At 67.7% G+C, this 25,850-nt stretch carries 26 protein-coding genes; 20 read left to right on the top strand and 6 right to left on the bottom strand.

The features are described 5' to 3' along the window. The 6 genes from FCU40_RS15890 to FCU40_RS15865 form a co-directional block, all read right to left on the bottom strand. Positions 1-610, bottom strand: a 610-nt coding sequence (locus FCU40_RS15890; RefSeq protein ID WP_168076203.1) for an FtsW/RodA/SpoVE family cell cycle protein, incomplete at its 3' end; no start/stop codon positions are given. Beyond that, a complete protein-coding gene (locus FCU40_RS15885; protein ID WP_168076201.1) occupies positions 607-915 on the bottom strand; it encodes a PadR family transcriptional regulator in 309 nt (102 codons plus the stop codon). The genes FCU40_RS15885 and FCU40_RS15890, both read right to left, overlap by 4 nt. 31 nt (positions 916-946) lie before the next feature. After that, entirely contained in the window at positions 947-1,330 is a 384-nt protein-coding gene (locus tag FCU40_RS15880; RefSeq protein WP_168076205.1) for a response regulator, read from the bottom strand. 2 nt (positions 1,331-1,332) lie between these two features. Further along, positions 1,333-2,391, bottom strand: coding sequence for a histidine kinase dimerization/phosphoacceptor domain -containing protein (locus FCU40_RS15875; protein WP_168076199.1), 1,059 nt, complete (start codon positions 2,389-2,391; stop codon positions 1,333-1,335). Beyond that, positions 2,388-3,233 carry an alpha/beta hydrolase gene (locus FCU40_RS15870; protein WP_168076197.1) on the bottom strand — a complete coding sequence of 282 codons (846 nt, stop codon included), beginning with the start codon at positions 3,231-3,233 and terminating at the stop codon, positions 2,388-2,390. The genes FCU40_RS15875 and FCU40_RS15870 overlap by 4 nt, the downstream gene beginning before the upstream one ends. A 214-nt stretch (positions 3,234-3,447) precedes the next feature. Beyond that, positions 3,448-3,720, bottom strand: coding sequence for a hypothetical protein (locus FCU40_RS15865; protein WP_168076195.1), 273 nt, complete (start codon positions 3,718-3,720; stop codon positions 3,448-3,450). Between the two features lie 122 nt (positions 3,721-3,842). Between FCU40_RS15865 and ccoN the strand changes: the two genes are divergently transcribed. The 20 genes from ccoN to FCU40_RS15765 all read left to right on the top strand — a co-directional run bounded on the left by ccoN (position 3,843) and on the right by FCU40_RS15765 (position 25,829). Continuing rightward, entirely contained in the window at positions 3,843-5,519 is a 1,677-nt protein-coding gene (gene ccoN / locus FCU40_RS15860; RefSeq protein WP_168076193.1) for a cytochrome-c oxidase, cbb3-type subunit I, read from the top strand. A 7-nt stretch (positions 5,520-5,526) separates the two neighbouring features. Continuing rightward, positions 5,527-6,270 (top strand): cytochrome-c oxidase, cbb3-type subunit II, encoded by a 744-nt coding sequence (gene ccoO, locus FCU40_RS15855; RefSeq protein WP_004621178.1) that lies wholly within the window; start codon positions 5,527-5,529, stop codon positions 6,268-6,270. Continuing rightward, a complete protein-coding gene (locus FCU40_RS15850) occupies positions 6,267-6,434 on the top strand; it encodes a cbb3-type cytochrome c oxidase subunit 3 (RefSeq protein ID WP_004621176.1) in 168 nt (55 codons plus the stop codon). The genes ccoO and FCU40_RS15850 overlap by 4 nt, the downstream gene beginning before the upstream one ends. Continuing rightward, positions 6,434-7,303 (top strand): cytochrome-c oxidase, cbb3-type subunit III, encoded by an 870-nt coding sequence (ccoP, locus tag FCU40_RS15845; protein ID WP_004621173.1) that lies wholly within the window; start codon positions 6,434-6,436, stop codon positions 7,301-7,303. Before FCU40_RS15850 ends, ccoP begins: the two co-directional genes overlap by 1 nt. 5 nt (positions 7,304-7,308) lie before the next feature. Further along, positions 7,309-8,802: a cytochrome c oxidase accessory protein CcoG gene (ccoG, locus tag FCU40_RS15840; protein WP_168076191.1), complete on the top strand. Its 1,494-nt coding sequence runs from the start codon at positions 7,309-7,311 to the stop codon at positions 8,800-8,802. Continuing rightward, a complete protein-coding gene (locus FCU40_RS15835; protein ID WP_168076189.1) occupies positions 8,799-9,299 on the top strand; it encodes a FixH family protein in 501 nt (166 codons plus the stop codon). Before ccoG ends, FCU40_RS15835 begins: the two co-directional genes overlap by 4 nt. Then, the gene (locus tag FCU40_RS15830; protein WP_168076187.1) at positions 9,296-11,467 is read left to right on the top strand and encodes a heavy metal translocating P-type ATPase; all 2,172 of its coding nucleotides are present in this window, start codon (positions 9,296-9,298) and stop codon (positions 11,465-11,467) included. Before FCU40_RS15835 ends, FCU40_RS15830 begins: the two co-directional genes overlap by 4 nt. Continuing rightward, positions 11,464-11,634, top strand: coding sequence for a cbb3-type cytochrome oxidase assembly protein CcoS (gene ccoS, locus FCU40_RS15825; RefSeq protein WP_004621165.1), 171 nt, complete (start codon positions 11,464-11,466; stop codon positions 11,632-11,634). The genes FCU40_RS15830 and ccoS overlap by 4 nt, the downstream gene beginning before the upstream one ends. Positions 11,635-11,711: 77 nt before the next feature. Further along, positions 11,712-12,512: a helix-turn-helix domain-containing protein gene (locus tag FCU40_RS15820; protein WP_275052058.1), complete on the top strand. Its 801-nt coding sequence runs from the start codon at positions 11,712-11,714 to the stop codon at positions 12,510-12,512. 129 nt (positions 12,513-12,641) lie between these two features. Continuing rightward, positions 12,642-12,932, top strand: a complete 291-nt coding sequence (locus tag FCU40_RS15815) for a hypothetical protein (protein ID WP_168076183.1) — start codon at positions 12,642-12,644, stop codon at positions 12,930-12,932. 63 nt (positions 12,933-12,995) lie between these two features. Beyond that, on the top strand, positions 12,996-14,273 hold the full coding sequence (locus tag FCU40_RS15810) for an amidohydrolase family protein (RefSeq protein ID WP_004621158.1): 1,278 nt from the start codon (positions 12,996-12,998) through the stop codon (positions 14,271-14,273). 107 nt (positions 14,274-14,380) lie between these two features. Then, positions 14,381-16,837: a prolyl oligopeptidase family serine peptidase gene (locus FCU40_RS15805; protein WP_168076181.1), complete on the top strand. Its 2,457-nt coding sequence runs from the start codon at positions 14,381-14,383 to the stop codon at positions 16,835-16,837. 151 nt (positions 16,838-16,988) lie between these two features. Further along, complete coding sequence (locus tag FCU40_RS15800) at positions 16,989-19,076, top strand: ATP-binding protein (protein WP_168076179.1); 2,088 nt, start codon at positions 16,989-16,991, stop codon at positions 19,074-19,076. A gap of 93 nt (positions 19,077-19,169) precedes the next feature. Then, the gene (locus FCU40_RS15795; protein ID WP_168076177.1) at positions 19,170-20,168 is read left to right on the top strand and encodes a methionine ABC transporter ATP-binding protein; all 999 of its coding nucleotides are present in this window, start codon (positions 19,170-19,172) and stop codon (positions 20,166-20,168) included. Continuing rightward, on the top strand, positions 20,168-20,821 hold the full coding sequence (locus tag FCU40_RS15790) for a methionine ABC transporter permease (protein ID WP_168076175.1): 654 nt from the start codon (positions 20,168-20,170) through the stop codon (positions 20,819-20,821). The genes FCU40_RS15795 and FCU40_RS15790 overlap by 1 nt, the downstream gene beginning before the upstream one ends. After that, positions 20,818-21,165: a hypothetical protein gene (locus FCU40_RS15785; RefSeq protein WP_168076174.1), complete on the top strand. Its 348-nt coding sequence runs from the start codon at positions 20,818-20,820 to the stop codon at positions 21,163-21,165. Before FCU40_RS15790 ends, FCU40_RS15785 begins: the two co-directional genes overlap by 4 nt. Before the next feature lies 1 nt (position 21,166). Beyond that, positions 21,167-21,523: a hypothetical protein gene (locus tag FCU40_RS15780; RefSeq protein ID WP_168076173.1), complete on the top strand. Its 357-nt coding sequence runs from the start codon at positions 21,167-21,169 to the stop codon at positions 21,521-21,523. A 92-nt stretch (positions 21,524-21,615) separates the two neighbouring features. Continuing rightward, on the top strand, positions 21,616-22,422 hold the full coding sequence (locus tag FCU40_RS15775; protein WP_168076172.1) for a MetQ/NlpA family ABC transporter substrate-binding protein: 807 nt from the start codon (positions 21,616-21,618) through the stop codon (positions 22,420-22,422). A gap of 90 nt (positions 22,423-22,512) precedes the next feature. Next, positions 22,513-23,238, top strand: a complete 726-nt coding sequence (locus tag FCU40_RS15770; RefSeq protein WP_168076171.1) for a GntR family transcriptional regulator — start codon at positions 22,513-22,515, stop codon at positions 23,236-23,238. Between the two features lie 203 nt (positions 23,239-23,441). Beyond that, positions 23,442-25,829, top strand: a complete 2,388-nt coding sequence (locus FCU40_RS15765; protein WP_168076170.1) for a TonB-dependent receptor — start codon at positions 23,442-23,444, stop codon at positions 25,827-25,829. The last annotated feature ends 21 nt before the right edge of the window (positions 25,830-25,850 follow it).

The following is a 25,850-nucleotide window of genomic DNA, read 5'->3' as shown; positions in this document are numbered from 1 at the left end:
TCCGCGATCGGGCGAAGCCGACGATCATCATCGGCAGGATGACGAGGCTGGGCTGCACCGGCAGGCCGCCCAGCCGCAGCCAGCGCGTGGCGCCGTCCAGTCCCACGCCGTAAGCCGCGACGCCAAACAGCGTCAGTCCCAGCCAAAGCATGACGGACTCCGATCGGGCCCGCTTCGTCGATCGGAGTCTGCCGACGATCGCCAGCGCCGCCAGCCCGACCAGCAGCGCGGCGACGTTGATCGCCAGATACCGGCCCGGAGCGCCCGCCGCCGCCAGATAGGCCAGGCCCACGGCTCCGGCGCCGATCGCGCTTAATACGCCGAGGGCGCGTGGCCACAGCTGGGCTCTGTCGAGACCGCCCAGCCGGACCAAGGTCTGGATCTCGCGCTCGCCGCCGCCGACCCAGACCGCGAGTTGCAGAAGCAGGCATCTCACGCCCGCGAGGCCCAGGCCCCAGAGGGTCTCCAGCGCGAAGGCCAGAGCCTCGGCGTCATCATCGATCGCCGCGACCTCGGCCCTGGCCGCGCGCGCCCAGTCCCGATTGGACGCGGGCAGGCTGGCGGCCAGCAGATCGCAAACCAGGCCGGCCAGGCGGCGTCGCGGCCTCATGATTCCGAGGCCTGGGCGAGAGACGGCAGCGGCGCGGCCTGAACCGGGTTGTCGCGGGCCAGCCGCAGACCCTTGTCTGTCAGCCGATAGGCGTGCCGAGGCGGCTTACCGCCCTCGGCGGGTTGCTGCCACTCGGCTTCGAGATAGCCTTGAGACTCAAGCCGAATGAGAAGCGGGTATAGGGTCCCGGACTTGATTCCCGCGCGACGCGCCAAATCATAGCCGTGGGACCACGCGCCGCCCGCTTCGAGCAGGGCGGCCAACACCGTGCGGGCATGAGTCGAAAGAGATCGCGCGCGAGCCATGAGTCATAAATCTACCTAGGTAGATTTAATGTCAAGCGCCAGGATCCTCCTCGAGCAGCCGGCGGATCACGGCGACCAGCTGCCCTTCCGAAATAGGCTTGAAGAGCACGGCCGACGGATGATCGCCCTCGATCCGCGCCAGGGTGGCCGGCTCCCTCGATCCGGTGATGAAGACGACCTTGGAGCCCACCCGCTGGTGGATCTCCTGGGAGGCGTCGACGCCGTCGCGGTCGCCTTGAAGCCGCATGTCCATCAGCACGATGAAGGGCCGCTGGTCCACGGCCAGGGCGACGGCCTCGTCGGCGGAGGCGGCCGTGCCGCAGACCGTCAGGCCAAGGTCCTCAACATAGACGCAAAGGGTCTGGGCGATGATGAATTCGTCGTCGACGATCAGGACGCGGTCGCGGTGCAGCATGGTCACGCCGCATCCGGGGCTGGGAAGCGCGCTTCCCAAGCGACCCCGTTGTCCTGGACGGCGCGGATGCGTCCGTGAAGCTGGCGCACCAGGCCATTGACGATCGTCAGGCCCAGCGACGGCGTCGGGGTCCCGGTTGCGTCGGAAAACCCGATGCCGTTGTCGGCGATCCGCAACACGACCTCTCCCTCCGCTGGCGCTTCCAAGACGACCCGAACCTCGCCCGCGCCACTGGGGAAGGCGTGCTTCAGGGCGTTGGTGGTCAATTCCGTGACCAGCAGTCCCAGGGGGACGGCGAAGTCAAGATCAACGTTCAGGGGCGCCGCGTCGATGCGCAGCGCGATGCTCTCCGGAGCGCCTTTCTGCAGATGGGCGACGAGATCCCGCAGAAACGCGCCGACATCGAAGGTCTTCAGATTGGCCGATCCCATCAGTTGGTGATGCACGAGGCCGATCGCATAGACACGCTTGCGCAGGCCTTCGATCGCCGCCAGGGCCGCCGGATCGGCCAGCTTGCGCGACTGCAGCAGCAAAAGGCCGTCGACGACCTGAAGATTGTTCTTCACCCGATGATAGACCTCGCGCAGCAGCAGGTCGCGCTGGGCGAGGGCGGCGGTGCGGTCGGCGACCAGTTGCTCGAGCTTTTCGTTGGCGCTCTCCAGAGCCTTAAGGCTTTCGAGCATGGTCTGTCGCGCGGCGACCAGCTCCAGCTCGTAGGCCCGTCGTTCCGGCGCGGCGAACAGCACCCCGCGCCGCGTGTCGCCGTCGGCGGAAACGGTCAGCAGCACCGGGCGGGGCCGTCCGTCGGTGTGGGCGAGCTCCAGGAAAATCTCCTGGACGGATCCAGCGCCGACCAGCGCGTGTTCGGCCTTCAGCGCGTAGATCAGCTGAGACGATCGGGTGAGCAGGTCGCGGAAGAATCGTCCGGCCAGATCGCTCGGCGCCCGGCCCGTCATCGCGGTCATGGCCGGATTGACTTGGCGCAGGATCATGTCGCGATCCGCCTCGAAAAGTCCCACCGGCGCCGTCAGCGCCAGGGATTCTCCGTCGCCTGGGCTCAAGCCTGCGTCTCCGCCAGGAAGCGCGCGATGGCCTCGGCCACGAGGTCCGGCGCGCTGAGATGCGGATAGTGGCCGCGCGTCGCCATGATCTCTAGGCGCGCGTTCGGGATGCCGTTGGCGAGAAAGCGCGCGGCGGCCAGAGGAACCACCATGTCGGCGCTGGCCTGCAGCACGAGGGTGGGAACCCGGCAAGCGCCCAAGGCCGAGCGGTGGTCGGACATGAAAGTGGCTCGGGCGAAGCCGCGCGTGATCTCGGGATTGGAGCGGCTGAAGCTGTAGACCAGCTCCTGGATCAGGCCCGGCTGCTCGGGCTGGTCCATCACCTGAGGCGCCAGGGTCCGCGCCCAGCCCTGGAAGTCCAGGGCCATCAGGTCCAGCAGCTGCTCGACGTCGCCGCGCTCGAAGCCGCCCTCGTAGTCGCCGTCGTTCAGGTAGCGCGACGAGGCGCCGATCATGATCAGGCGGCCGATGCGATCGGTGCGCAGGCTGGCCAGCAGCGCGATCATGCCGGAGACCGAATGGGCGACCATCGTGGCGTCGCGCAGATCGAGCGCCTCCAGGATGTCCGCGAGGTCGTCGGCGTAGCCCTCCAGGGTCGCGTAACGCGCGGGGTCATAGTGCGCCAGGTTCGAGGCGCCGCTGCCCATGTGGTCGTAGAGGACGATCCGCCGAGCCGGCGGCAAACGGGGCGTCAGCGCGCCCCAGATCGTCTGGTCGGTCCCGAAGCCGTGCAGGAGCACAAGGGCGGGATCGCCGGCCCCGTTCACGCGCGCGGCATGGGCCTCGAGCAGGGCGTTCTTCTGGTCGAAGCTCTGAACAGGACGTCCGTCCGGCTGCGGCAAAGCGCCTCTCCCCACGTGTGAGTCCGTCAACGCGCCACATCCTATAGGAGAGCACCGACGCCTTTCGGCGCCAAGCCTGGATGCGTTTGGCGTTGAGATCTCTTGGACAAGGACCGCTTTTACAATCGCGACAAGCGGACCGGATCGCCGGCGGCGTCGGGAGCAACTTGCCGCGATTCGCGCGACCGCGTTCGGCGGCCGAACGCGCGTAAGGCTATTTGCGCTGGCCCGCGGGGCAGGCCGCGGCGGATGCGTTCACGCGCGGGGCCGCCGCCGCCAGCACCACGAAGAGCACGGTGAACGCCACCGCCGCGAAGCAGGCCGGGCAGTGGCCGGCCAGGGACCAGCCGTCCGTCCGCGAACTGCAGATCGGGCCCGCCATCAATCGCGGAACCGCCTGACCGACCGCGATCGCCCAACTGACCAGCGCCGTCGCGCCGACGGCGGGGGTGAGAACGCGCGCGATCGCTTGAGACCTAGCCAACATGGAATGCTCCTGAACCGATCAACAGGATCGCTCCAGATCGCAACCCCGGCTTTGATGCGCATCAAAGCCGGGCCATCGGGGACGTGAGACGCAGGGCGCAAGGTTCGCCGCACGGAGTCCGCATGTCCGCCCCGTCCAAAGTCAACGCAAGTCCCCCAGCGGGGTCGAGCGTTCTTCTCATCATCTCAGTCTTGGGAGCGTTTCTGGCGATTTTAGGCGCCGGGCTGACGCATGACCCGATTTTCAGGCTCCAAGCCGAGACCATCTCCCTGGCCGGCGTCCTTGCCGCTTTCGCCCTGGCCTCCGGCCTCTCGGGCGGAAAGCTGCGGGATCAGCCCGACCGCTATTCCGACAACGTCATCAAGGCGGGTGTGATCGCCACGATGTTCTGGGCGGCGGCCGGACTTCTCGTCGGCGTCGTGATCGCGGCCCAACTGTCCTGGCCGAGGATCTTCTACTTCCCCGAGGCGGGATGGCTGAATTTCGGCCGGCTGCGTCCGCTGCACACCTCGGCCGTGATCTTCGCCTTCGGGGGCAACGCCCTGATCGCGACGTCGTTCTGGGTCGTCCAACGCACCTGCAAGGCGCGTCTGGCCGGCGGCATCACGCCGTGGTTCGTGTTCTGGGGCTATCAGCTCTTCATCGTGCTGGCCGGGACCGGCTATCTGATGGGCGCGACCCAGGGCAAGGAATACGCCGAGCCCGAATGGTACACCGACCTGTGGCTGACGATCGTCTGGGTCGCCTATCTGCTGGTCTTCCTGGGCACGATCTGGAAGCGCAAGGAACCCCACATCTATGTGGCCAACTGGTTCTACCTGGCCTTCATCGTCACCATCGCCGTGCTGCACCTGGTCAACAACGCCGCCGTTCCGGTCGGCCTGCTGAACCACAAGTCCTACGGCGTGATGTCCGGCGTCCAGGACGCCCTGACCCAGTGGTGGTACGGCCACAACGCGGTGGGCTTCTTCCTGACCGCCGGCTTCCTGGCCATGATGTACTACTTCGTGCCCAAGCGCGCCGAGCGTCCGGTCTACAGCTATCGCCTGTCGATCGTGCACTTCTGGGCCCTGATCTTCATCTACATCTGGGCCGGTCCGCACCACCTCCACTACACGGCCCTGCCGCAGTGGGCGCAGACCCTGGGCATGACCTTCTCGATCATGCTGTGGATGCCCTCCTGGGGCGGCATGATCAACGGCCTGATGACGCTGTCGGGCGCGTGGGACAAGCTGCGTACCGACCCCGTGATCCGCATGATGGTCGTCTCGATCGCCTTCTACGGCATGTCGACCTTCGAAGGTCCGGTGATGTCGATCCGCGCGGTCAACGCGCTCAGCCACTACACCGACTGGACCATTGGTCACGTGCACTCCGGCGCTCTGGGCTGGGTCGGCTTCATCAGCTTCGGCGCGGTCTACTGCCTGGTGCCGTGGCTCTGGAAGAAGAAGGCCATGTACTCGACCAAGATGATCGAGTGGCACTTCTGGATCGCGACCACCGGCATCCTGCTCTACATCGCCGCGATGTGGGTGTCGGGCATCATGGAAGGCCTGATGTGGCGCGAATACACGCCGCAAGGGTTCCTGGCCTACAGCTTCATCGAGACGGTTTCGGCCAAGCACATCGAGAACGTCATCCGGACGGTTGGCGGCCTGATGTACCTGACCGGCGCCCTGATCATGATCGTCAACGTCTGGAAGACGATCGCGACCCCGTCTCCCGAAGCATCCGGGGCCGATCTGGCCGCCGAGCTGGCCGACGACGCGTCGACCGCCCCCGCAACCGCGATCGCCTGAGGTTCCGATGTCTCTCTGGAAACAACACGCCAAGCTCGAGCGGCATTCGCTGCTGCTCCTCGTCGGCATCCTCCTCGTGGTCTCGATCGGCGGCCTCGTGGAAATCGCCCCGCTGTTCTGGCTTCAGGGCACGATCGAGAAGGTGGAGGGCGTTCGTCCCTACACCCCGCTCGAACAGGCCGGCCGCGACATCTATGTCCGCGAAGGCTGCTATCTCTGCCACTCGCAGATGATCCGTCCGCTGCGTGACGAGGTCGAGCGCTACGGCCACTACAGCCTGGCCGCCGAGAGCATGTACGACCACCCGTTCCAATGGGGCTCCAAGCGCACCGGTCCCGACCTGGCGCGCGTGGGCGGCAAGTACTCCGACAGCTGGCACCGCGACCACCTGACCGATCCGCGCTCGGTGGTGCCGGAGTCGGTGATGCCGCCCTACAAGTTCCTGGCCGAAAAGGAGCTGGACTACAGCGACATCGTCGATCGGATGAAGGCGCTCCACACCGTGGGCGTGCCCTACACCGCCGACATGATCGCCAACGCCAAGAAGGATCTCGAGGCCCAGGCCGATCCGTTCTCAACCGACGCGGTGGGCCTGCGCGCCCGCTACGGCGCCAAGGTCGTCAACCGCGACTTCGACGGTAATCCCGACAAGATCACCGAAATGGACGCCCTGATCGCGTACCTGCAAATGCTGGGCACCATGGTCGATTTCAAGTCGTACAAGGCGCAGGCTCCGGAGAACCAAAGATGAGCGGCCTCAGCTACGAAACCGTGGCGCGCTTCGCGCAGCAAGGCGGGCTGATCTACTTCGGCCTGATCTTCCTGGCGGGCGTCCTCTACGCCCTGAAGCCTTCCAAGAAGGCTGAATTCCAACACGCCGCGCGCATTCCGCTCGACGACGAGGAGCTGGTCTGATGGCTGACCAACGCGAAACCGACCACGCTACGGGCGTTGAAACCACCGGCCACAGCTGGGACGGGATCAAGGAGCTGGACAACCCGCTGCCCCGCTGGTGGCTGTGGGTCTGGTACGGGACGATCGCCTTCGCGATCGTCTACTGGATCCTGATGCCGGCCTGGCCAGGCCTGCACGGCTACACCAAGGGCCTGCTGCACAAGTCCGACCGGGCCGAGGTCACCAAGGAGCTCAAGGCGCTCGATATCAAGCGCGGCGAAGGCGCGGCTCAGCTGCGCACCGCCAGCCTGGAGCAGATCGAGAAGGATCCCAAGCTCAACGCCTACGCCCAGCAGGTCGGCCAGTCCGTCTTCGGCGACAACTGCGCCACCTGTCACGGCATCGGCGGCACTGGGGGCAAGGGTTATCCCAACCTGCGCGACGACGTCTGGCTGTGGGGCGGCAAGCTGGAGGACATCCAGTACACGATCACCCACGGCGTCCGCACCGGCGTCGAGGGCGCGCGGATGTCGCAAATGCCTGCCTTCGGTCGCGACGAACTGCTCAAGCCCGATCAGATCGACGACCTGACCGAATATGTCGTGCACCTGTCGAAGCGGCCGGCCGACGCCGCCGCCGTGGCCCGGGCTCAGCCTCTGTTCGAGGCCCAGTGCTCGGCCTGTCACGGGCTGGACGGCAAGGGCAATCAGCAAGTCGGCGCGCCGAACCTGACCGACTCCGACTGGCTGTACGGCGCGGACCGCGCGTCCATCCGCGGACAGATCTTCGCCGGCAACGGCGGGGTCATGCCCACCTGGGGCGGGCGCCTGAGCCCCGAAACCATCAAGGCCCTGGCCGTTTACGTTCACTCCAACGCGGGCGGTCAATAAGCCCGATGGTTCGAGTTATCGATAATACGCGTCCAAGATCCGACGCCCGGACGGCGGTTTCGGCCGCCGCCCGGGCGAAGGGGAAGGGCGAGGCCAACGGTCATCTCTACAAGCCTCGCCAGCCCATCTATCCCAAGCTGGTCCATGGCAAATGGCGGGCCATCAAATGGGCGCTGCTGATCGCCGCCCTGGCGGTCTACTACGTCACCCCTTGGATCCGCTGGCATCGCCCCGAGGGTTTCCCTCAGCAAGCCGCGCTGGTCGACTTCACCGGCCGGCGTTTCTATTTCTTCGACATTCAGCTGTGGCCGCAGGAGGTCTATATCTTCACCGGCCTGCTGGTGATGGCGGCCCTGGCGCTGTTCCTGGTGACGGCGCTGTTTGGCCGGCTCTGGTGCGGCTATGCCTGCCCGCAGACCGTGTGGACCGATCTCTACATCGTGGTCGAGCGCCTGTTCGAGGGCGACCGCAACGCCCGGATGCGCCTGGACGCCGCGCCGCTGTCCTTCAACAAGATCTGGCGCAAGACCGGCAAGCACCTGGTCTGGCTGGCCATAGCCTTCGGCACCGGCGGCGCGTGGATCTTTTATTTCCATGACGCGCCGACCCTGATCCGGACCTTCTGGACCGGCGACGCGCCGATGACGGCCTATGTGTCGTGCCTGCTTCTGACCTGCACCACCTACATCTTCGCCGGCTGGATGCGCGAGCAGGTGTGCACCTACATGTGCCCGTGGCCGCGTATCCAGGGCGCCATGCTGGACGACCATTCGCTGCAGGTGACCTATCTGGCCTATCGCGGCGAGACCCGCGGGCCGCACAAGAAGGGGCAGAGTTGGGAGGGCCGCGGCGACTGCATCGACTGCAATCAGTGCGTGGTGGCCTGCCCGATGGGCATCGACATCCGCGACGGCTCGCAACTGGAATGCATCAACTGCGGCCTCTGCGTCGACGCCTGCGACGAGATGATGGTCAAGGTCGGTCGGCCGACCGGTCTGATCGCCTATGACTCCGAGGAGGCGGTGTGCGCGCGGACCAAGGGCGAAAAGGCTGTCTACAAGCCGATCCGCTCGCGGACCATCTATTACGCCCTGGCCATGTCCGTGGTCGGCGGCCTGACGCTGTGGTCGCTGATCGACCGGCCCAAGGCCGATCTCGGCGTCATTCGCGACCGCAATCCGATCTTCGTGCGGATGCATGATGGGGCGGTGAGGGATGGCTATACGCTCAAGATCGCCAACCGCACCTATGTCCAGCAGCGCTACGACGTTTCGTTCGAGGGCGTGCAGGGCGCGCGTTTGAGTCAGCCCGGCGCCGGCGGCGAGCATGTCAGCATCGTCGTCCCGCCCGACCAGGTCGTCCCGGTGCGCGTGTTCGTCACCGCGCCCAAGGACGCCGAGCTGGAGCCCAGCGTTCCCGCACGCTTCGTCATTCGCGCGGGCGATATCCGCGCCGAGGCCAAGACCGTCTTCCTCTCAGGAGCCGCGAACCCACAATGACCGCCGCCTTGTATTCCGTGGCCAAGCCCGGGCCTGAAAAGGGCCGCATCACGGGATGGCATGTCCTGATCGCCGTCCTGCTGTTCTTCGGCGTCGTGATCGGGGTCGACACCGTGTTCATGGTGAAGGCCTACAGCACCTTCTCGGGCGAGGTCGCCTCCAACCCCTACGAGGCGGGCCTGGCCTTCAACAGAACCTTGGACCAGCGCCGCCGCGAAACGGCGCTGGGCTGGAAGACGGGCGTCAGCACGGCGGGCGGCCAAAGCGTGGTCGTCACGGTCGAGGACCGCGCTGGTAAACCCCTGGATCATCTGTCGGTGACCGGCGTGCTGGAGCGTCCCGCCACCGAGACGGGGCGTCAGGTTCTGAACTTCCGCCCGATCGGGCAGGGGCGCTACGAGGCGCCGGCGCGTCTTGACGGGGCCTGGGACTTGCGCGGCGCGGCCCGCAATTCGGGCGATATGGTCGAGATCGAGACGAGGCTGGTGACGCCATGAGCCAGGGCCTGGCGCTGCATCGCGATCTCGAGGCCTTTGTTCAGCGCGACGACGCGGGACGCGGCCGGCTGGAGTTGCTGGTCACCGGCGCGCGCTGCGCCGGCTGTATCGGTAAGATCGAGAAGGCGGTGCGCGCCATGCCAGGCGTCAGCGCCGCGCGCCTGAACCTGACCACGGGCAAGCTGGCCGTGGACTTGGAGCCGGGCAAGGCCGATCCCGAGCGCGTGGTCGAGACGGTCGAGGGGCTGGGCTATCGCGCCTGCCTGTTCGATCCGGCCGAGGCCGGCGCGGCCCAGGATCGCGAAGGCAAGGAACTGGCGATCGCCCTGGGAGTCGCCGGCTTCGGGGCCGGCAACGTCATGATGTTCACGGTGCCGGCGTGGGCCGGGCTGTTTGGTCAGGAGCTGAACGCCTCGACGCTGACGCTGATGTACTGGATGGCCGCCATCGTCGCGACGCCGTGCGCGCTGTTCGCCGGCCGGCCGTTCTTCCGCTCGGCCTGGGCGTCGCTGAAGCGCGGCAAGGCGAACATGGATGTGCCCATCTCGATTGGCGTCATCCTCACGCTGATCGTCAGCTTCTCCGAGACCATGCTGGGCGGCAAGCACGCCTATTTCGACGCGGCGGTGACCCTGCTGTTCCTGCTGCTGATCGGTCGCTATCTGGACCACCGGCTTCGGGCCAGCGCCCGCTCGGCCGCGCGCGATCTTCTGGCGCTGCAGGCGCCGGTGGCGCTGCGCCTGGTCGACGGCGTCGAACAGGGCGTTCCCGTGGCGGAGGTCAAGGTCGGCGACCGCCTGGTGGTCGCGCCCGGCGAACGCGTTCCGGTCGACGGGGTGGTCGAGGCCGGCCGCTCCGAACTGGACAACGCCCTGATCTCCGGCGAGACCGCGCTGGTCCCGGTCGCCGAGGGCGCCCGTCTTCACGCGGGCGCGCTGAACCTGTCGGGCCGTCTGGTGATGGCCGCCACGGCGCGCAGCGAGGACTCGACCCTGGCCGCCATCGCCCGCCTGATGGAGGCCGGCGCCCAGGCTCGCTCGTCCTATGTGCGCCTGGCCGACAAGGCGGCGGCGCTCTATGTGCCCGTCGTTCATACGGCCGCGGCCTTGACCTTCGTCTGCGGCTGGGTCCTGGGCCTGGGCGTCCGCGAGGCGCTGCTGCGCGCGGCCGCCGTGCTGATCGTCACCTGTCCCTGCGCCCTGGGCCTGGCCGTGCCGGCCGTGCAGATCGCCGCCAGCAGCCGGCTTTTCCGCAAGGGCGTGCTGGTCAAGTCCGGCGCGGCGCTGGAGCGCCTCGCCGAGGCCGACCACGTGGTCTTCGACAAGACGGGGGTGCTGACCGAGGGAAAGCCCGCCCTGATCGGCGCGCCCGACCAACTCGTCGCCTTGGCCGCCCCGCTGGCGCGCGCCTCGCGCCATCCGCTGGCCCGCGCCTTGAGCGCGGCGGCGGGGGCGGGACCGGTGGCCGTCGACTGCGTGGAGACCGCCGGCCAGGGCGTCGAGGGCGTCATCGACGGGCGTCGGGCGCGCCTGGGCCGCGCGGCGTTCGTCGGCGTCCGCGGCGGCGACGCGCGGGAGACCGAACTGTGGTTCGGCTTCGAGGGCGACCTGAAGATCCGCTTCGTCTTCGAGGACCGCCCCCGCGCCGACGCCGCCGAGACGATAGCGCGCCTGCGTCGGCTCGGGATGTCGGTCGAAGTCCTGTCCGGCGACTTGGCCGGACCCGTCGGCGACGTGGCCGGCGCGCTCGGCGTCAGCGACTGGCGCGCCGGTCTGACGCCGTTCGAGAAGGCCGAGATCGTCGACCGTCTCAAGAGCGAGGGCCGCAAGGTGCTGATGGTGGGGGACGGGCTCAACGACGCCGCCGCCCTGGCCAAGGCGCATGTGTCCATGGCGCCCGGCGCGGCGGTGGACGCGGCGCAGACGGCCGCCGATCTGGTCTTTACCGGAGAAGGCCTGGGCGCGGTCGTCGAGGCCGTCGAGACGGCGCGGGAATCTCGGCGTCGCGCGCTGGAGAACTTCGGCTTCTCGGGCCTTTACAACCTGGTCGCCATTCCGGCGGCGGTGCTGGGGCTGGTCAATCCGTTCGTCGCGGCTCTGGCCATGTCGGGGTCGTCGATCGCGGTGTTGCTGAACGCGGCGCGTCCGCGTCTGGGGAGACGGGCATGAACATCATTCTCATCCTGGCGCCGGCCTCGATCGGTCTGGGCGCGCTGGGCCTGGCCGCGTTTCTCTGGACGATGAACGCGGGCCAGTACGACGACCCCGAGGGTGACGCCGCTCGCATCCTTTACGACCATCTGGACGACAAGCCCCCGGCCGATCCCGAGCGCTGAGAGCGCGATCGGCGCCCGCGGAAACCTTCGATCGGATTGACCAGAGTCAAGGTCTTGGCCCGCGAACGGACACAAGCATGGCGGTCATCGTCAGCAGGCCGCCCATGACCCGCACCGAAATCGATCTGCCCCGCATCCGGCGACTGCCTCTGTTGGACGGCGCTTCGGCTGAAACCTTCGCGCTTCTGACCCGCGAGGCCGCCATCGCCCATCTCGAACCTGGCGGACTCTTGGCGGCGCAGGGCGAGAGCGACGACCAGCTGTACCTTCTGCTGGACGGCGCCATCTTGCTGGAGGGCGCCTGGAACGGACGCGAGGCCGATCTTGCCCTGCTGCAACCGCCCGCGACCTTGATGTTGGCGTCGGCGGTCCTGGGCGGGCCGAACCTGGTGACCGCGCGGGCGCTGAGTTCCAGCGCGGTGCTGGCGATCCCGGGACAGGCCGTCCGCCAGGCGCTGGGCCGCGACGCGGGGTTCGGACGCGCGGTGGCGGAGGAGCTTGCCGGCTGCTTCAGCGGCCTGGTCCGGACCTTCAAGAACCACAGGCTGCGCGGGGCGCAGGAACGTCTGGCCAGTTACCTGCTGACCCAGCAGCAGCGGCAGGGCGGCGGGCCGACGCTGCGCTTGCCCTGTCGCAAGCGGCGTCTGGCGTCGCTTTTGGGCATGACGCCCGAGAACCTTTCACGCGCCCTGGCCAGCCTCGTTCCCTATGGCGTGGAAATCGACGGCGTGCAGATCACGCTGAGCGAGCCCCTGGCCCTGGCGCGGCTGGCCGCGCCCGATCCGCTGATCGACAACCACGTCTCATCCGCCGATGGGACCGGACAAGCGGAGCGCGAGCGTCGCCGCTTCGTCCGGATGCAACTCAATCCGGCCTGAGCCCTCCCGGCGCGACGGCGACGGAGGCGGCGGCTCGATGCCCGACTTCATCGCGGGTGAAGACATCGTAACTTGACCCTCTAAAGCCAAGTCCGCCCTATCGCGCCTCCGTTCCAACTCGAGGTCGTCATGCGTCTGTTCGCGTCCGCCGCCGTGCTGTCCCTGCTTCTGACAGCGCCAGTCCACGCGCAAAGCGCCTCGCCGGCGTCGACGGCCACCGACGCGACGGCTGTCCAGCCCAAGCCCGTCGCCGTCGAGAAGAAGAAGGACGATGGGATCATCTGCCATCGGGAGACCCCGACCGGCAGCCACTTTCCGGTGAAGGTCTGCACCACGGCCGAGCAGCGCAAGGCCGAACGCAGCAACGTCCAGCGCGCGCAGCAGACGATGCAAGGCGGTTCCAGCCTGGTCCCGCAATAGACCTCGACGTTCCCCGACCGCGTGATAGCGTCGCCGTGCTCAATAGGATGGGGACGGAACACCATGCGTAAGGGGATCGTGGCCAGCGCGCTCGTTTTGGGTCTGGCTCTGGGCTCGGCGGCCAGCGCCGCCCAGGTCGAGGCCGTCAGCGCATCGCGCCTGCTGGACGTGGCCAGCGGCAAGTATGTCGACAACCCGCTGGTGATCGTCACCGATGGCCGCATCACCAGCATCGGCAAGAAGGGCGACGCCGTTCCGGCGGGCGCGAAGGTCGTGGATCTGCCTGGCGCGACGCTGTTGCCAGGGCTGATCGACATGCACACCCACATCTCGGCCCTGGCCGAAATCGGCGGCTACAACAGCCTGCAGTACAGCGACCGGTTCTGGAGCGTGGTCCAGACCGCCAACGCCAAGAAGACGCTGAACGCCGGCTTCACCACCATCCGCAACGTCGGCTCGGACGCCTTCGACGACGTGGGCCTGCGCGAGGCGATCGACGCGGGCTATGTGGTGGGTCCGCGCATCGTCACCGCCACCTACGCGATCGGCGCGACCGGCGGGCACTGCGACTCGACCTTCTTCCCGCCCTCGATGGACCAGAAGGGTCCCTATAACATCGATAGCCCCGACGAGGCGCGGAAGGCCGTACGCACGCTCAAGAAGTACGGCGCCCAGGTGATCAAGATCTGCGCGACGGGCGGGGTGTTCTCGCACGGCGACGAGCCGGGCCAGCAGCAGCTGACGCTGGACGAGATGAAGGCCGTCGCCGACGAAGCCCACATGGCCGGCCTGCGCGTCGCCGCCCACGCCCACGGGGCGGCCGGCATCAAGGACGCCATCCGCGCTGGCATCGACACCATCGAGCACGCCAGCCTCGTCGACGACGAGGGCATCAAGCTGGCGATCCAGCACGGGACCTACTTCTCGATGGATATCTACAACACCGACTACACCCAGGCCGAAGGCAAGAAGAACGGCGTGCTGGAGGACAACCTGCGCAAGGACCGCGACATCGGCGAGATCCAGCGCCAGAACTTCAAGAAGGCGCTCAAGGCCGGGGTCAAGATGGTCTTCGGCACCGACGCGGGCGTCTATCCGCACGGCGACAACGCCAAGCAGTTCGCCGTCATGGTCCGCTATGGCGCCACGCCGCTGCAAGCGATTCAGTCGGCGACCATCACCGCCGCCGAGGCTCTGGGCCGTCCCAAGGATGTCGGCCAGGTGGCGGTCGGCCTTTATGGCGACATCATCGCGGTCGGCGGCGATCCGCTGGCCGACGTCACCCTGCTGGAGCACCCGGTGTTCGTGATGAAGGGCGGCCAGGTGGTCCGTCAGCCGTAGGGCGCTACGGTTCCGGTTTCCTTGGCGGACGGGATGGGCTTAATTTCGCCATGATTGAGCGTCGCCGGCGAGATAGCGGCGTGGGGCAAGCAAGGGGTTCGCGTATCATGTTCCAGTCTTCCTGCCGTCGTCGCGCGCTAGCGCTGGCGACTTCGGTGGCCCTCGCCGCCTTTTCGACCAGCTTGGCGTTCGCCGCCGACGGCTATCAGACGCCGCCAGCCCCGATCGCCCAGATCCTCGACTCGGCCCCGACGCCCGGCGTCACGCTAAGCCCCGACCGCAAGGTGCTGGCTCAGCTGGGCCGCGAGAACCTGCCCTCGATCGCCGCGGTCTCCGAGCCGATCCTGCGGCTGGCGGGCTACCGTATCAATCCGCGCAACAACGGGCCGATCGAGGCGCGCGCCAACTGGCTGAACGCTCTGTCGTTCGAGGACGTCGCCACCGGCAAGTCGCGCCCCGTGAGCCTGCCGGCCGGCGCGCGCTTCTTCGGACCCAGCTGGTCGCCGGACGGCGGCAAGCTGGCCTTCGTCATGGACGCGAAGACGGGCCTGGAGCTGTGGGTCGCCGATGTGAAGACCGCCACGGCCCGCAAGGTCACCGACCCCGTGGTCAACGCCACCTTCGGCGCCGGCTTCGACTGGCTGCCGGACGGGTCGGGCCTGATGGTCCAGACCATCGTCGACGGGCGCGGCGCCCCGCCGGCCGCCGCCGCGACGCCGACCGGACCCACGATCCAGGAGTCCAAGGGCCGCGCCGCGGCGATCCGCACCTATCAGGATCTGCTCGCCAACGCCCATGACGAGGCCTTGTTCGACTACTACTTCACCTCGCAGCTGACGCGGGTGTCGCTGGACGGCAAGACCAGCGCGGTCGGCAAGCCCGGGATCATCTCGGGCGTGTCGATCTCGCCCGACGGCCAATACCTGCTGATCAACCGGCTCAAGCGGCCCTACAGCTATCTTGTGCCGGCCAATCTGTTCCCGACCGAGATCGTTGTCACGACCCTCGACGGCGCGCCAGTGAAAATGGTGGCCGACCGTCCCCTGAGCGACAACCTGCCCGCGGCCTTCGACGCGGTCCCGACCGGCCCGAGGTCCGTCAACTGGCGCGGCGACGCCCCGGCGACCCTGGTCTGGGCCGAGGCCCAGGACGGCGGCGAGCCGCGCAAGAAGGTCGCCATCCACGACAGCGTCTACACCCTGGCCGCGCCGTTCTCGGCCGCCCCGACCAAGTTGATCGACCTGGACCAACGCTATCGCGGCGTCACCTGGGGCCGTCCGGACTTCGCCCTGGTGCAGAGTCGCTGGTGGCAGACGCGCATGGAAAAGCGCATCGCCATCGATCCCGGCAAGCCCGGAACCGGCCGTCTGCTGCTCGAGCGCAACTATCAGGATCGCTACAATGATCCGGGCGAGGCCCTGGTCCGTCGCGACGCGCGGGGCCAGGCCCTCCTTCACTTCACTCCCGACGGCAAGGCGGTCTTCGTGTACGGCGACGGCGCCTCGGCCAAGGGCGAGTTCCCGTTCATCGGCCGCATGGCTCTCGCCGATGGCAAGGTGAACAGGCTCTGGCAATCGGGCGCCGCCTATTACGAGCAGCCCATCGCCCTGGCCGACGAGGCCGGCAAGAGCGTGATCACGCGCCGCGAGAGCGCCAAGGATCCGCCCAACTACTACGTCCACGCCCTGGCCGCCGGCGCCAAGGCTCGCGCGCTGACCGCCTTCCCGGACCGCGCCCCGCAGTTCGCGGGCGTGACCAAGCAGACCATCACCTATCAGCGCGCCGACGGCGTGAAGCTATCGGGCGTGCTCTATCTTCCGGCCGGCTACGACAAGGCCAAGGACGGCCCGCTGCCGCTGTTGATGTGGGCGTATCCCGCCGAGTTCACCGATGCCGCCGTCGCCGGCCAGACGGTGGACGAGGGCAACCGTTTCACCCGACCGGCGGGCATCAGCCATCTCTTCCTGCTGACCCAGGGCTACGCGGTGCTGGACAATCCGGCGTTCCCGATCATCGGGCGGAATGGCGCCGAGCCGAACGACACCTATGTCGAGCAACTGGTCGCCGACGCCCAGGCGGCGGTCGACGCGGTGGTGGCGCTGGGCGTGGCCGACCGCGACCGGATCGCCGTCGGCGGCCACAGCTACGGCGCGTTCATGACCGCCAACCTCCTGGCCCATACGCGGCTCTTCCGCGCCGGCATCGCCCGCTCGGGGGCCTATAACCGCACCCTGACGCCCTTCGGCTTCCAGGCCGAGCAGCGCACCTACTGGGAAGCGACCGACACCTACACGAAGATGAGCCCGTTCACCTACGCCCCGAACATCAAGGACCCGATCCTGCTGATCCATGGCGAGGCGGACGACAACCAGGGCACCTTCCCCATCCAGAGCGAGCGCTTCTACGCCGCCCTGAAAGGCGCCGGCGCGACGGTCCGCTATGTGACTCTGCCCAACGAGCCGCACGGCTATCGGGCGCTGGAATCGACCAAGCATACGCTGTGGGAAATGACCCAGTGGATGGACAAGTACGTGAAGAACGCGCCGAAACGCGACGCCAAGTAAGGCGGCCTGCGTGGAGGGACCCCGGGAAGCGAGCGCGCCCCGGGGTCATCGCCGCGCCAATATGCCGCGTGGTTTCGGCGGCTTGGTATTGTTCGGCCGGATCGCCCGCCTTCGCCGCTGATGGCAAGGTTGGCGACCGGGAGACGCAAGTATGAGTCGCACAACCGCCCATCGGGCCTTTCGGCGGACGATGAATCTGATCGCCGGGGGCAAGCCGCTGGGACTGGCTCTGAAGGCCATCGTCCAGGCGGTCGAAGCCGAGGACCCCGAGATCCTCTGCAGCGTGCTTCTTCTCGACGCCGAACGCCGCAGGCTGACGCTGGGGGCCGCGCCCAGCCTGCCGGACTTTTACAACAAAGCCATCGAAGGCTTGGAGATCGGCCCGTCTGTCGGTTCCTGCGGCACGGCGGCCTATCTGGGGCGGCGGGTGACCGTCGACGACATCCAGTCCAATCCGCTCTGGACCGACTTCCGGGAGCTGGCCGCGAGGGCGGGCCTGGCGGCGTGCTGGTCCGAACCGATCCGGGCGTTGGACGGCGCCGTGGTCGGCACCTTCGCGATCTACCATCGCCAGATCAGCAAACCGAATAAGGAAGACATCGCCTTCATCGAGGCGGCCGCGCAGCTGGCGGCGATCGCCATCGACCGGCGCCGCGCCGAGGAAGAGCTGGCGGCCAGCGAGGCGCGCGCGCGCCTTTCGGCCCAGCAGGCCATGGAGACAGCGCAGAATCTCTCGAGCTTCTTCGACGTTTCGGCGGACCTGATGTGCATTCGCGACCTGGACGGACGCTTCGTCCAGGTCAATCGCGCCTGGGAGACCCTGTTGGGCCATCCGGTCGAGACCCTGCAAGGGGCGCCTTTGCTCTCGCTGCTGCATCCGGACGACATCGAGGCCACGCGCGCCAACATGGACCGCGCCGAGAGCGAAGGCGACGTCAACGGCCTCGTTAACCGCTATCGCCGCGCGGATGGGTCCTACTGCCAGCTGGAATGGCGCGCGCGGCGAAGGGGCGACCTCGTGTTCGGCGTGGCCCGCGACGTCACCGAACGTCTCCGGATCGAGGCCGAGATGGCGGAGGCCCGCGACGCCGCGGAGGCCGCCAACAAGGCCAAGAACGACTTCCTGGCCAATATGAGCCATGAGATCCGCACGCCGCTCAACGGCGTCATCGGCATCGCCGCGGCGCTCGGCGAGACGGCGCTCACCCAGCGACAGGCCGAGATGGTCGCGCTGATCCAGCGCTCGGGCGAGACCCTGGAGCGGCTGGTCTCCGACATCCTGGACGTCTCGAAGATCGAGGCCGGCCAGATGACCATTCAGCCGCGGGTCTTCGACCTCGACGCCTTGCTGAACGGCTTGCTGGACGTCACGCGCCTGCGCGCCAAGGAGAAAGGGGTCGGTGTTCGCGTCGAACGTGGGGCGGCCGCCAGCGGCGGCTTCGTTGGCGACAGCGTGAGGATCGGTCAGGTCGTGAGCAACCTGCTGTCGAACGCCGTGAAATTCACCGATCGCGGCGAGGTCGCCGTCCGTATCGACGTCGTTGACCAGGGCGCCGGCCAGGCCTCCCGTCTGTGCGTCGAGGTCGAGGACACCGGGGTCGGCTTCGACGCGGCGAAGGCCGAGATGATCTTCCAGCGCTTCAGCCAGGCCGACAGCACGATCACGCGGAGGTTCGGCGGATCTGGTCTTGGGCTGTCGATCAGCAAGACCTTGGTCGAGATGATGGGCGGCGAGATCACGGCGCGGTCCAAGCCGGGGTTGGGCAGTCTGTTCCGCGTGGTCTTGCCGCTGCATCGCGCCGAGGTGGTCGGGGGCGAGGACGACCCGACCGAACCCGGCGTTCAGGCCGAGGGTTTGCGCGTGCTGCTGGCCGAGGATCATCCGATCAATCAGCGCGTGGTTCAGCTGATGCTCGAGCCCTACGGCGCCGCCGTCACCGTGGTGGAGAACGGCGCGCAGGCGGTCGAGGCCGTGTCCGCGCGCCGCTACGATGTGGTGCTGATGGACATGCAGATGCCGGTCATGGACGGCTTGGCGGCCACCCGCGCGATCCGGGCCCAGGAGGCGGGCGGGCGACGCACGCCGATCATCATGCTCAGCGCCAACGCCATGGCCGGACATCGGCAGGACGCCCTGACGGCCGGCGCGGATCTGCACGTCGCCAAGCCGGTCACCATGGCGGCGCTGCTGGAGGGAATCGGGCAGGTGATCGCGGCCGACCCGCGCCGCGTGGAGTGACCGAGGCGGTTTCCCTTCACCTTTGTCGACCAAGCGCCTAAATCGGGCGGCTCGCGGCCTTGGGTCGCTCGAAACCCTGTTGGACTTGGCCGCGTGATCACCTTCCAGGACGCCTCGAAAACCTACGCCGCCGGCGGTCACGCCGCGCTCAGCGACGTCTCTCTCTCCGTCGCCGCCGGCGAGGTGTTCGGAGTCATCGGCGCGTCGGGGGCGGGCAAGTCGACCCTGATCCGCCTGATCAACGGCCTGGAGACGCCGACCGGCGGCAAGGTCATCGTCGACGGCGACGACGTGGCGGCCCTGGGCGTCGAAGGGCTGCGCGCCCTGCGCCGACGGGTCGGCTTGATCTTCCAGCACTTCAACCTGTTGTCGGGCAAGACGGTGGCCCAGAATGTCGCCTTCCCGCTGAAGCTGGCCGGTCGTCCCGCCGCCGAGGTCAAGGCCCGCACGGCCGAGCTGCTGGATCGGGTCGGGCTCACGGCTCACGCCGACAAGTATCCGGCCCAGCTGTCGGGCGGTCAGAAGCAGCGCGTCGGCATCGCCCGCGCCCTGGCCACCCATCCCAAGGTCCTGCTGTGCGACGAGGCCACCAGCGCGCTCGATCCCGAGACGACCGAGCAGATCCTGGACCTGATCTCGGGCCTGAACCGCGAACTGGGCCTGACCATCGTGCTGATCACCCACGAGATGGACGTGGTCCGCCGCGTCTGCGACCGCGTCGCGGTGCTGGAGGCCGGGCGCGTCGTCGAGACCGGGCCGGTCGAGCGGGTCTTCCTGCATCCGGCCAGCGACACCGCCGCGCGCTTTGTGCGCGAAGCCGATGGCGAGGCCGCCGCGGCGCCGGGCGTTGGCGGTCGCCTGGTGCGCCTGACCTTCAAGGGCGAGGCGACCTACAAGCCGGTGCTGGGCGAGGTCGCCCGCGCCACCGGCGTCGACTATTCGATCCTGGGCGGCCGAATCCACCGGCTTCGCGAGACGCCCTATGGCCAGCTGACCCTGGCCCTGACCGGCGGCGACGTTGGCGCGGCGATCGCGCGGTTCCAGGCGGCCGGCGTGCGCGTCGACGACCTGTCGAGCGGGGAGGGCGCGTGATGGAACATATCGACTGGAGCGAGATCGGCCAGGCCACGCTGGACACTCTGGCCATGCTGGGCGGATCGTTGGTTCTGACCATCGTCCTGGGCCTGCCGCTGGGCGTCATCCTGTTCCTGACCGGCCGAGGACAGATGCTGGAGAACCGGCTGGCCAATGGCGCGCTGTCGTTGCTGGTCAATGTGCTGCGCTCGGTGCCGTTCGTGATCCTGCTGATCGTGATGATCCCGCTGACCGTGGCGCTGGTCGGCACCTCGCTGGGCGTGGCCGGCGCCATTCCGCCGCTGGTCGTCGGCGCGGCGCCGTTCTTTGCCCGCCTCGTCGAGACGGCCCTGCGCGAGGTCGACAAAGGCGTGATCGAGGCCAGCTTCGCCATGGGCGCCAAGCGTCGCCAGGTCGTGCTCGACGCGCTGCTGCCCGAGGCGCTGCCGGGGCTGGTCGCCGCCGGCACGGTGACGGCGGTGGCGCTGGTCTCCTACACGGCCATGGCCGGCGTCGTCGGGGCGGGCGGCCTGGGCGACCTGGCTATCCGTTTCGGCTATCAGCGCTTCCAGACCGACGTGATGGTCGTCACCGTCGTGCTGATGCTGGTGTTGGTCCAGGCTCTGCAGATGATCGGCGACGCGGTGGTGCGAAAGGTGTCCCACAAATGACCGACGAACCCATCGATCTCCACTGGGATCCCGTCTTCGCCGAGGCGCTGCTGGGCAAGACGCTGCTGATGAACCTGACCTTCCTCGACGACGACGGCGAGGTGGTCGAGCGCCAGCAGTTCTTCGGCGTGGTCATCGACGCCACCGAGGACGAGGGCGTCGTTCTGGACCTGATGGGCGAGCATGACGGCGACACCTACACCTTGCCGCCCCAGACCTCGGCCATCCAGCCGGCGGCGGAAGGCGTGACCAGCCTGGCCGGCGACAAGCCCGACTTCGTCGTCAGCTGGATCATCCACGGTCCGCCAGACGCCCCGGAGGCGGCGAACGACGACGAAGGCTGAGATGCCCGAGACGGACAGCGATGGCCCGCCGGCTTGGGACGAGAGCCTGGCCGCCTATGCGCCCGGCAAGTACGTCGTTATCGGGATCACCTATCTCGATGCCGCGGGTGAATTTCTTGAGCAGACGCAGATGCACGGGCTCATCCAGAGCGCGGACCCGCGCGATGGCTTCGCCGTGGCCCTGGAGGGCGACCGGGCCGGTGAAGTCTATTGGTTGCCGCCTGATCCTCGCGGCTTCCAGCCCGCCGATCCCGGCGAATACCGCCTGCGCGGCACGGGTGAGGTGATCGTCGATCCAGACCTGCTCTCGACCTGGACGATATACAGGCCCGGCGCGAGGGATGACGCCGCGAAATGACGGGCTGACGAGGCCGCCAGGAAATCTGATTTCCGGCTCGCCGCGTATCAGGGCAAAAGCCTACCCGTCAGATCGCCTTATCGGAGCCTTTCATGGTCGCTCGTCGCGCTTTCCTCGTTCTCGGCCTCGCCGCGATGTCGCTCGCCGCCTGCGGTCCCCGGACGCCGAAGGCCAGCGCGCCCGACACCCTGACGGTGGCGGCGACGGCGATCCCGCACGCGCAGGTGCTTGAGTTCATCAAGCCGAAGCTGGCCGCCGAGGGCCTGAAGATCGAGGTCAAGGTCTTCAACGACTACGTCCAGCCCAACACCCAGGTCGCGGAAAAGCGCATCGACGTCAGCTATTTCGAGACTCTGCCCTATCTCCAGAGCTTCAACCACGACAAGGGAACGAACCTAGTCGCGATCCAGGGCGTGCACGTCGAGCCGATCGGCGCCTATTCGCGTCGGTGGAAGACCATCGGCGAGGTCCCGAACGGCGCGACGGTGGCGATCCCCAACGACGCCAGCACCGAGGGGCGGGCGCTGATCCTGCTGGCCAAGAACGGCGTCCTCACCCTCCGCGACCCTAAGAACGCGCTCTCCAGCCTGAAGGACATCACCGGCAATCCGAGGAACCTGAAGTTCAAGGAACTGGAGGCGCCGGCCTTGCCGCGCGTGCTGGATCAGGTGGACCTGGCGGTGATCAACACCAACTACGCCCTCGACGCCAAGCTGAACCCCGGCAAGGACGCCCTGATCATCGAGGACAAGACCAGCCCGTATGTGAACTATCTGGTGGGGCGTCCGGACAACAAGGACGATCCGCGCGTCAAGAAACTGGCCGCGGCCCTGACCTCGCCGGAGGTGAAGGCCTTCATCGAGAAGACATACGGCGGGGCGGTGATCCCGGCCTTCTAGGTTAGGGCCCCACCCCTTAGGGGTGGGATGCGCCTAGTCAGGTCTGAAATTTCACATTACCTATCAGCGATGGTCGCTGATGGATCGCTCATGGTCTCGCCCTCGTTGAATTCCGCGCGCACGCTGGTGCTGGACGTCGCCAATTCCTCGGGGCTGGAGGATTGGGCGCCGGAGTTGCAGAAGACCAAGGTCTATGAGCGCATCCTGTTGGACCTGATCCTGGGCGAGCTGCCGGCCGGGGCGCGCCTGGACGAGCAGTCCTTGGCCGCGCGCTACGACATGGGCCTGGCGGGCGTGCGCGACGCCCTGGGACGCTTGGCGCTGGAAGGCCTTGTGATCCGCCGCGCCCGCTCGGGCACGATGGTCGCGCCGCTGGATCTGGTGGAGCTGAGACAGGGCTACGAGGCCCGCGTGCTGATCGAGCCGCACTGCGCCTGCCTGGCGGCGCGGAACGCCTCCAAGGCCGAGGCCCAGGCCATGTACGACGTGTTCGCCGAGGGGGAGGCAGCCGCGCGGACATGCGATCTGCCGGCCCTGGTGGCCATGGATCTGCGCTTTCATGCCCTGGTGGCGCGGGCCTCGGGCAATCTTTCCCTGGCCCGCATCCTGATCCCCCTGCAGCACAAGGCCGCCCGCTTCTGGGTTTTCTCGTTCAATGGCGCTACCGAGCAGGAGCTGCTGGACGAGATCGAGGAGCACCGGCAGGTCGCCCGGGTCATCGCCGGCGGCGACGCGGCGGCCTCTCGCGCCGCGATGCTCAAGATCCTGAACGTCCAGCCCGAGGCCCAGACCCGGCCGCACGTCGGAGCCGCTTGAAGCCTTCGCGCCGCCGCTCTTCCGCGCCCGCTTAAACCTGACGTCGTCCGGACGTGGCGTCACGTGCTGCTTTCCAGCCACAGAGGTATCAAAATCTAGTCTAAAATGTCAGAAGGCATTTTGACGAAGATCAAGCTGTCACCAGATATCGGCGACGCGACCGCCCGGCTTCCCCGTCCGGACGGCGCGGGAAAGCCGAAGACATGCCGTCCAAGATCGCCCTGCTGTCCGCCAGTTTGCTGAGCCTCTCGATCGCCACGGCCGCCCGCGCCGAGGATCAGGTCGCCGATCAGGTCGACGCCGTGGTGATCGTGGCGCGGGACAAGGCGGGTCTGTTGGAAAGGCAGCCCAGCCAAACCGTGTTCGGCATCGCCAAGCCGCTGATCGAGACGCCGCGCTCGGCCAGCCTGGTCAGTGACGTGACGCTGGAACGATACGGCGTCCTGACCCTGGACGGCGTCACCAAGGTCTCGCCAGGGACCAACACCGCCAGCTTCTACGGCGTGCCCGGGTCGCTGAATATCCGCGGCACCCTGGCCGAGAACTATTTCCGCGGCTTCAAGCGGGTGGAGAACCGCGGGACCTATTCGACTCCGATCGGCGGGGCCTCGCGCATCGAGATCCTGCGCGGCCCGCCGACCCCGGTCTATGGCGCTGGCAAGGTCGGGGGGCTGGTCAATTTCATCCCTAAGTCCGCCCGCGACGAGGGTCGCCTCCTGGCCGAGCCGGAAGGGGAGGTGAGCGCGACCTTCGGCGACTACAACAAGAAGCTCGTCACCGGTCAGTTCGGCGCGCCCGTGACCCTGGGCCAGGCGCGGGGCGGCGTCTTTGTCTATGGCGAGGCCGAGGACAGCCACAGCTACTACAAGGGCGTCTATCCGCGTCACCAGACGCTGGAGCTGTCGTCCGACTTCGACCTGGGCGGCGGCTGGAGCACGGCCTTTGGCGGCATGGTCTACCACTCGGACGGCGACGTGCAGACGCCTGGCTGGAACCGTCTGACCCAGGACCTGATCGACCACGGCGTCTACATCACGGGCCGGGACACCAGCCTGATCGACGCCGATCACAACGGCCGACTGTCGCCGGGAGAGATCGGCAAGTACCCCTACGCCAGCGCGCTCTATCTGCCGTATTACGGCTTCCCGACGACCGATGCGGCCCACACTCTCGACACGGGCGTCGGCACGACCAGGCTGGACCGCCGCACCGTCTATATCAGCCCAGCCGACTTCTCGCGGACCAATACCCAGACCCTCTATTTCGACCTGGCCAAGGACCTGGGCGGGGATCGGTCCATCAAGCTGCAGCTGTTTCACGACCGCCTTCAGAACCGCCGCTTCGTCAGCTACGGCTATCCGGCCACGACCGACGCCAAGGTCAGCGAGGCGCGCGTGACCTACGCCTTCCCGACCGATCTGGGCGGGGTCCGCGCCAAGACGCTGGTCGGCGGCTCGCATCGCTGGTTCGAGGGGCGGCGACGCGAAAGCTTCAACAGCGGCCTGATCGCCCTGGACCGTCGCGACATCAGCTTTGGCCCGACGCCCACCGACACCATCGACAGCCCGTTCGACAACGATCCCGGCGGTCTCCAGTGGGAAAACGACAACCGCTCGCGCTGGAAGCAGACCGGAGTGTTCGTCACCTCCGACATCGACGTCGGACGACTGAACCTGGTTCTGGGCGGTCGCTGGGATCGCTACAGCGTCGAGAGCCAGGACACCGGCATTCTCAGCTATGTCCCGTCGGGCCTGAAAAAGGACCATCGCGACAAGGCGACCTACAGCGCCAGCGCGACCTACAGGCTGCCGATCGGGCTTTTGCCCTATGTCAGCTACGCCAAGGCCGCCGCGCTGGAGATAAGCCAGGCGGGCGATGTCGCCCCAAACCTGATCGCCGACGACTCCTGGCTGTCCAGCTCCGACCTGACCGAGGCCGGCGTGAAGGTCCAGCTGCTGCGTGGGACCCTGATCGGGTCGCTGGCCGCCTATCGCCAGAACCGTACCCAGGTCACCGGCGCGATCTCGCCGCCGACGGTCCAGGGTACGCGCGCCAAGGGCGTTGAGGTCGAGGTTCGCTGGCTGGCCTCCGAGCGTCTGTCGTTCACCTTCGCCGGCAACAGCCAAAGGACCGAGGTGAAGGGGCCGGACACGTCGTTCCAATACATCCCGGCCTATACGGCGGGCGTGCCCGGTCCCCAGGCCTATGGCGGATCCTATGTGGTGTGGAGCTTCGCCAGCCTGCCGGGCCGGAGCGGCGACTACCTCTACACCCTGATCCCCAAGTCCGTGGTCAGCCTCTACGGGACCTACACCAGCAAGGCCCGTGACTGGGGCCAGGTCGGCGCGACCTTGGGCGTCAGCCACACCAGCCGCACGGCGGGCACGGTGCAGAACGCCGTGCATTATCCCGCCTATAGCCTGGTCAATGCGTCGGCATATGTGACGCACGGGTCGTACACGGTGTCGATCAACATCGATAATCTGTTCGACAAGGTCTATTTCACGCCCGACGCCGACACCTACGCCAACCTCGGCGCTCTGCCGGGCAAGGGGCGCGAGTGGCGGGCCACCCTGAAGCGGACGTTCTGATGCGGGCCATGACCGGCTTCA

Source organism: Caulobacter sp. SSI4214, assembly GCF_012184455.1.
Taxonomy (GTDB): domain Bacteria; phylum Pseudomonadota; class Alphaproteobacteria; order Caulobacterales; family Caulobacteraceae; genus Caulobacter; species Caulobacter vibrioides_E.
Note: the sequence above shows the minus strand (reverse complement) of the source record. Positions and strands in the feature narration are given on the sequence as shown.

Excerpts from the sequence above, each read along its gene's own strand:
- FCU40_RS15885 (WP_168076201.1), bottom strand. The coding sequence starts at position 915 with ATGGCTCGCGCGCGATCTCTTTCGACTCATGCCCGCACGGTGTTGGCC.
- FCU40_RS15880 (WP_168076205.1), bottom strand. The coding sequence starts at position 1,330 with ATGCTGCACCGCGACCGCGTCCTGATCGTCGACGACGAATTCATCATC.
- FCU40_RS15865 (WP_168076195.1), bottom strand. The coding sequence starts at position 3,720 with ATGTTGGCTAGGTCTCAAGCGATCGCGCGCGTTCTCACCCCCGCCGTC.
- ccoN (WP_168076193.1), top strand. The coding sequence starts at position 3,843 with ATGTCCGCCCCGTCCAAAGTCAACGCAAGTCCCCCAGCGGGGTCGAGC.
- ccoO (WP_004621178.1), top strand. The coding sequence starts at position 5,527 with ATGTCTCTCTGGAAACAACACGCCAAGCTCGAGCGGCATTCGCTGCTG.
- FCU40_RS15850 (WP_004621176.1), top strand. The coding sequence starts at position 6,267 with ATGAGCGGCCTCAGCTACGAAACCGTGGCGCGCTTCGCGCAGCAAGGC.
- ccoP (WP_004621173.1), top strand. The coding sequence starts at position 6,434 with ATGGCTGACCAACGCGAAACCGACCACGCTACGGGCGTTGAAACCACC.
- ccoG (WP_168076191.1), top strand. The coding sequence starts at position 7,309 with ATGGTTCGAGTTATCGATAATACGCGTCCAAGATCCGACGCCCGGACG.
- FCU40_RS15835 (WP_168076189.1), top strand. The coding sequence starts at position 8,799 with ATGACCGCCGCCTTGTATTCCGTGGCCAAGCCCGGGCCTGAAAAGGGC.
- FCU40_RS15830 (WP_168076187.1), top strand. The coding sequence starts at position 9,296 with ATGAGCCAGGGCCTGGCGCTGCATCGCGATCTCGAGGCCTTTGTTCAG.
- ccoS (WP_004621165.1), top strand. The coding sequence starts at position 11,464 with ATGAACATCATTCTCATCCTGGCGCCGGCCTCGATCGGTCTGGGCGCG.
- FCU40_RS15820 (WP_275052058.1), top strand. The coding sequence starts at position 11,712 with ATGGCGGTCATCGTCAGCAGGCCGCCCATGACCCGCACCGAAATCGAT.
- FCU40_RS15815 (WP_168076183.1), top strand. The coding sequence starts at position 12,642 with ATGCGTCTGTTCGCGTCCGCCGCCGTGCTGTCCCTGCTTCTGACAGCG.
- FCU40_RS15810 (WP_004621158.1), top strand. The coding sequence starts at position 12,996 with ATGCGTAAGGGGATCGTGGCCAGCGCGCTCGTTTTGGGTCTGGCTCTG.
- FCU40_RS15805 (WP_168076181.1), top strand. The coding sequence starts at position 14,381 with ATGTTCCAGTCTTCCTGCCGTCGTCGCGCGCTAGCGCTGGCGACTTCG.
- FCU40_RS15800 (WP_168076179.1), top strand. The coding sequence starts at position 16,989 with ATGAGTCGCACAACCGCCCATCGGGCCTTTCGGCGGACGATGAATCTG.
- FCU40_RS15790 (WP_168076175.1), top strand. The coding sequence starts at position 20,168 with ATGGAACATATCGACTGGAGCGAGATCGGCCAGGCCACGCTGGACACT.
- FCU40_RS15785 (WP_168076174.1), top strand. The coding sequence starts at position 20,818 with ATGACCGACGAACCCATCGATCTCCACTGGGATCCCGTCTTCGCCGAG.
- FCU40_RS15780 (WP_168076173.1), top strand. The coding sequence starts at position 21,167 with ATGCCCGAGACGGACAGCGATGGCCCGCCGGCTTGGGACGAGAGCCTG.
- FCU40_RS15775 (WP_168076172.1), top strand. The coding sequence starts at position 21,616 with ATGGTCGCTCGTCGCGCTTTCCTCGTTCTCGGCCTCGCCGCGATGTCG.
- FCU40_RS15770 (WP_168076171.1), top strand. The coding sequence starts at position 22,513 with ATGGTCTCGCCCTCGTTGAATTCCGCGCGCACGCTGGTGCTGGACGTC.
- FCU40_RS15765 (WP_168076170.1), top strand. The coding sequence starts at position 23,442 with ATGCCGTCCAAGATCGCCCTGCTGTCCGCCAGTTTGCTGAGCCTCTCG.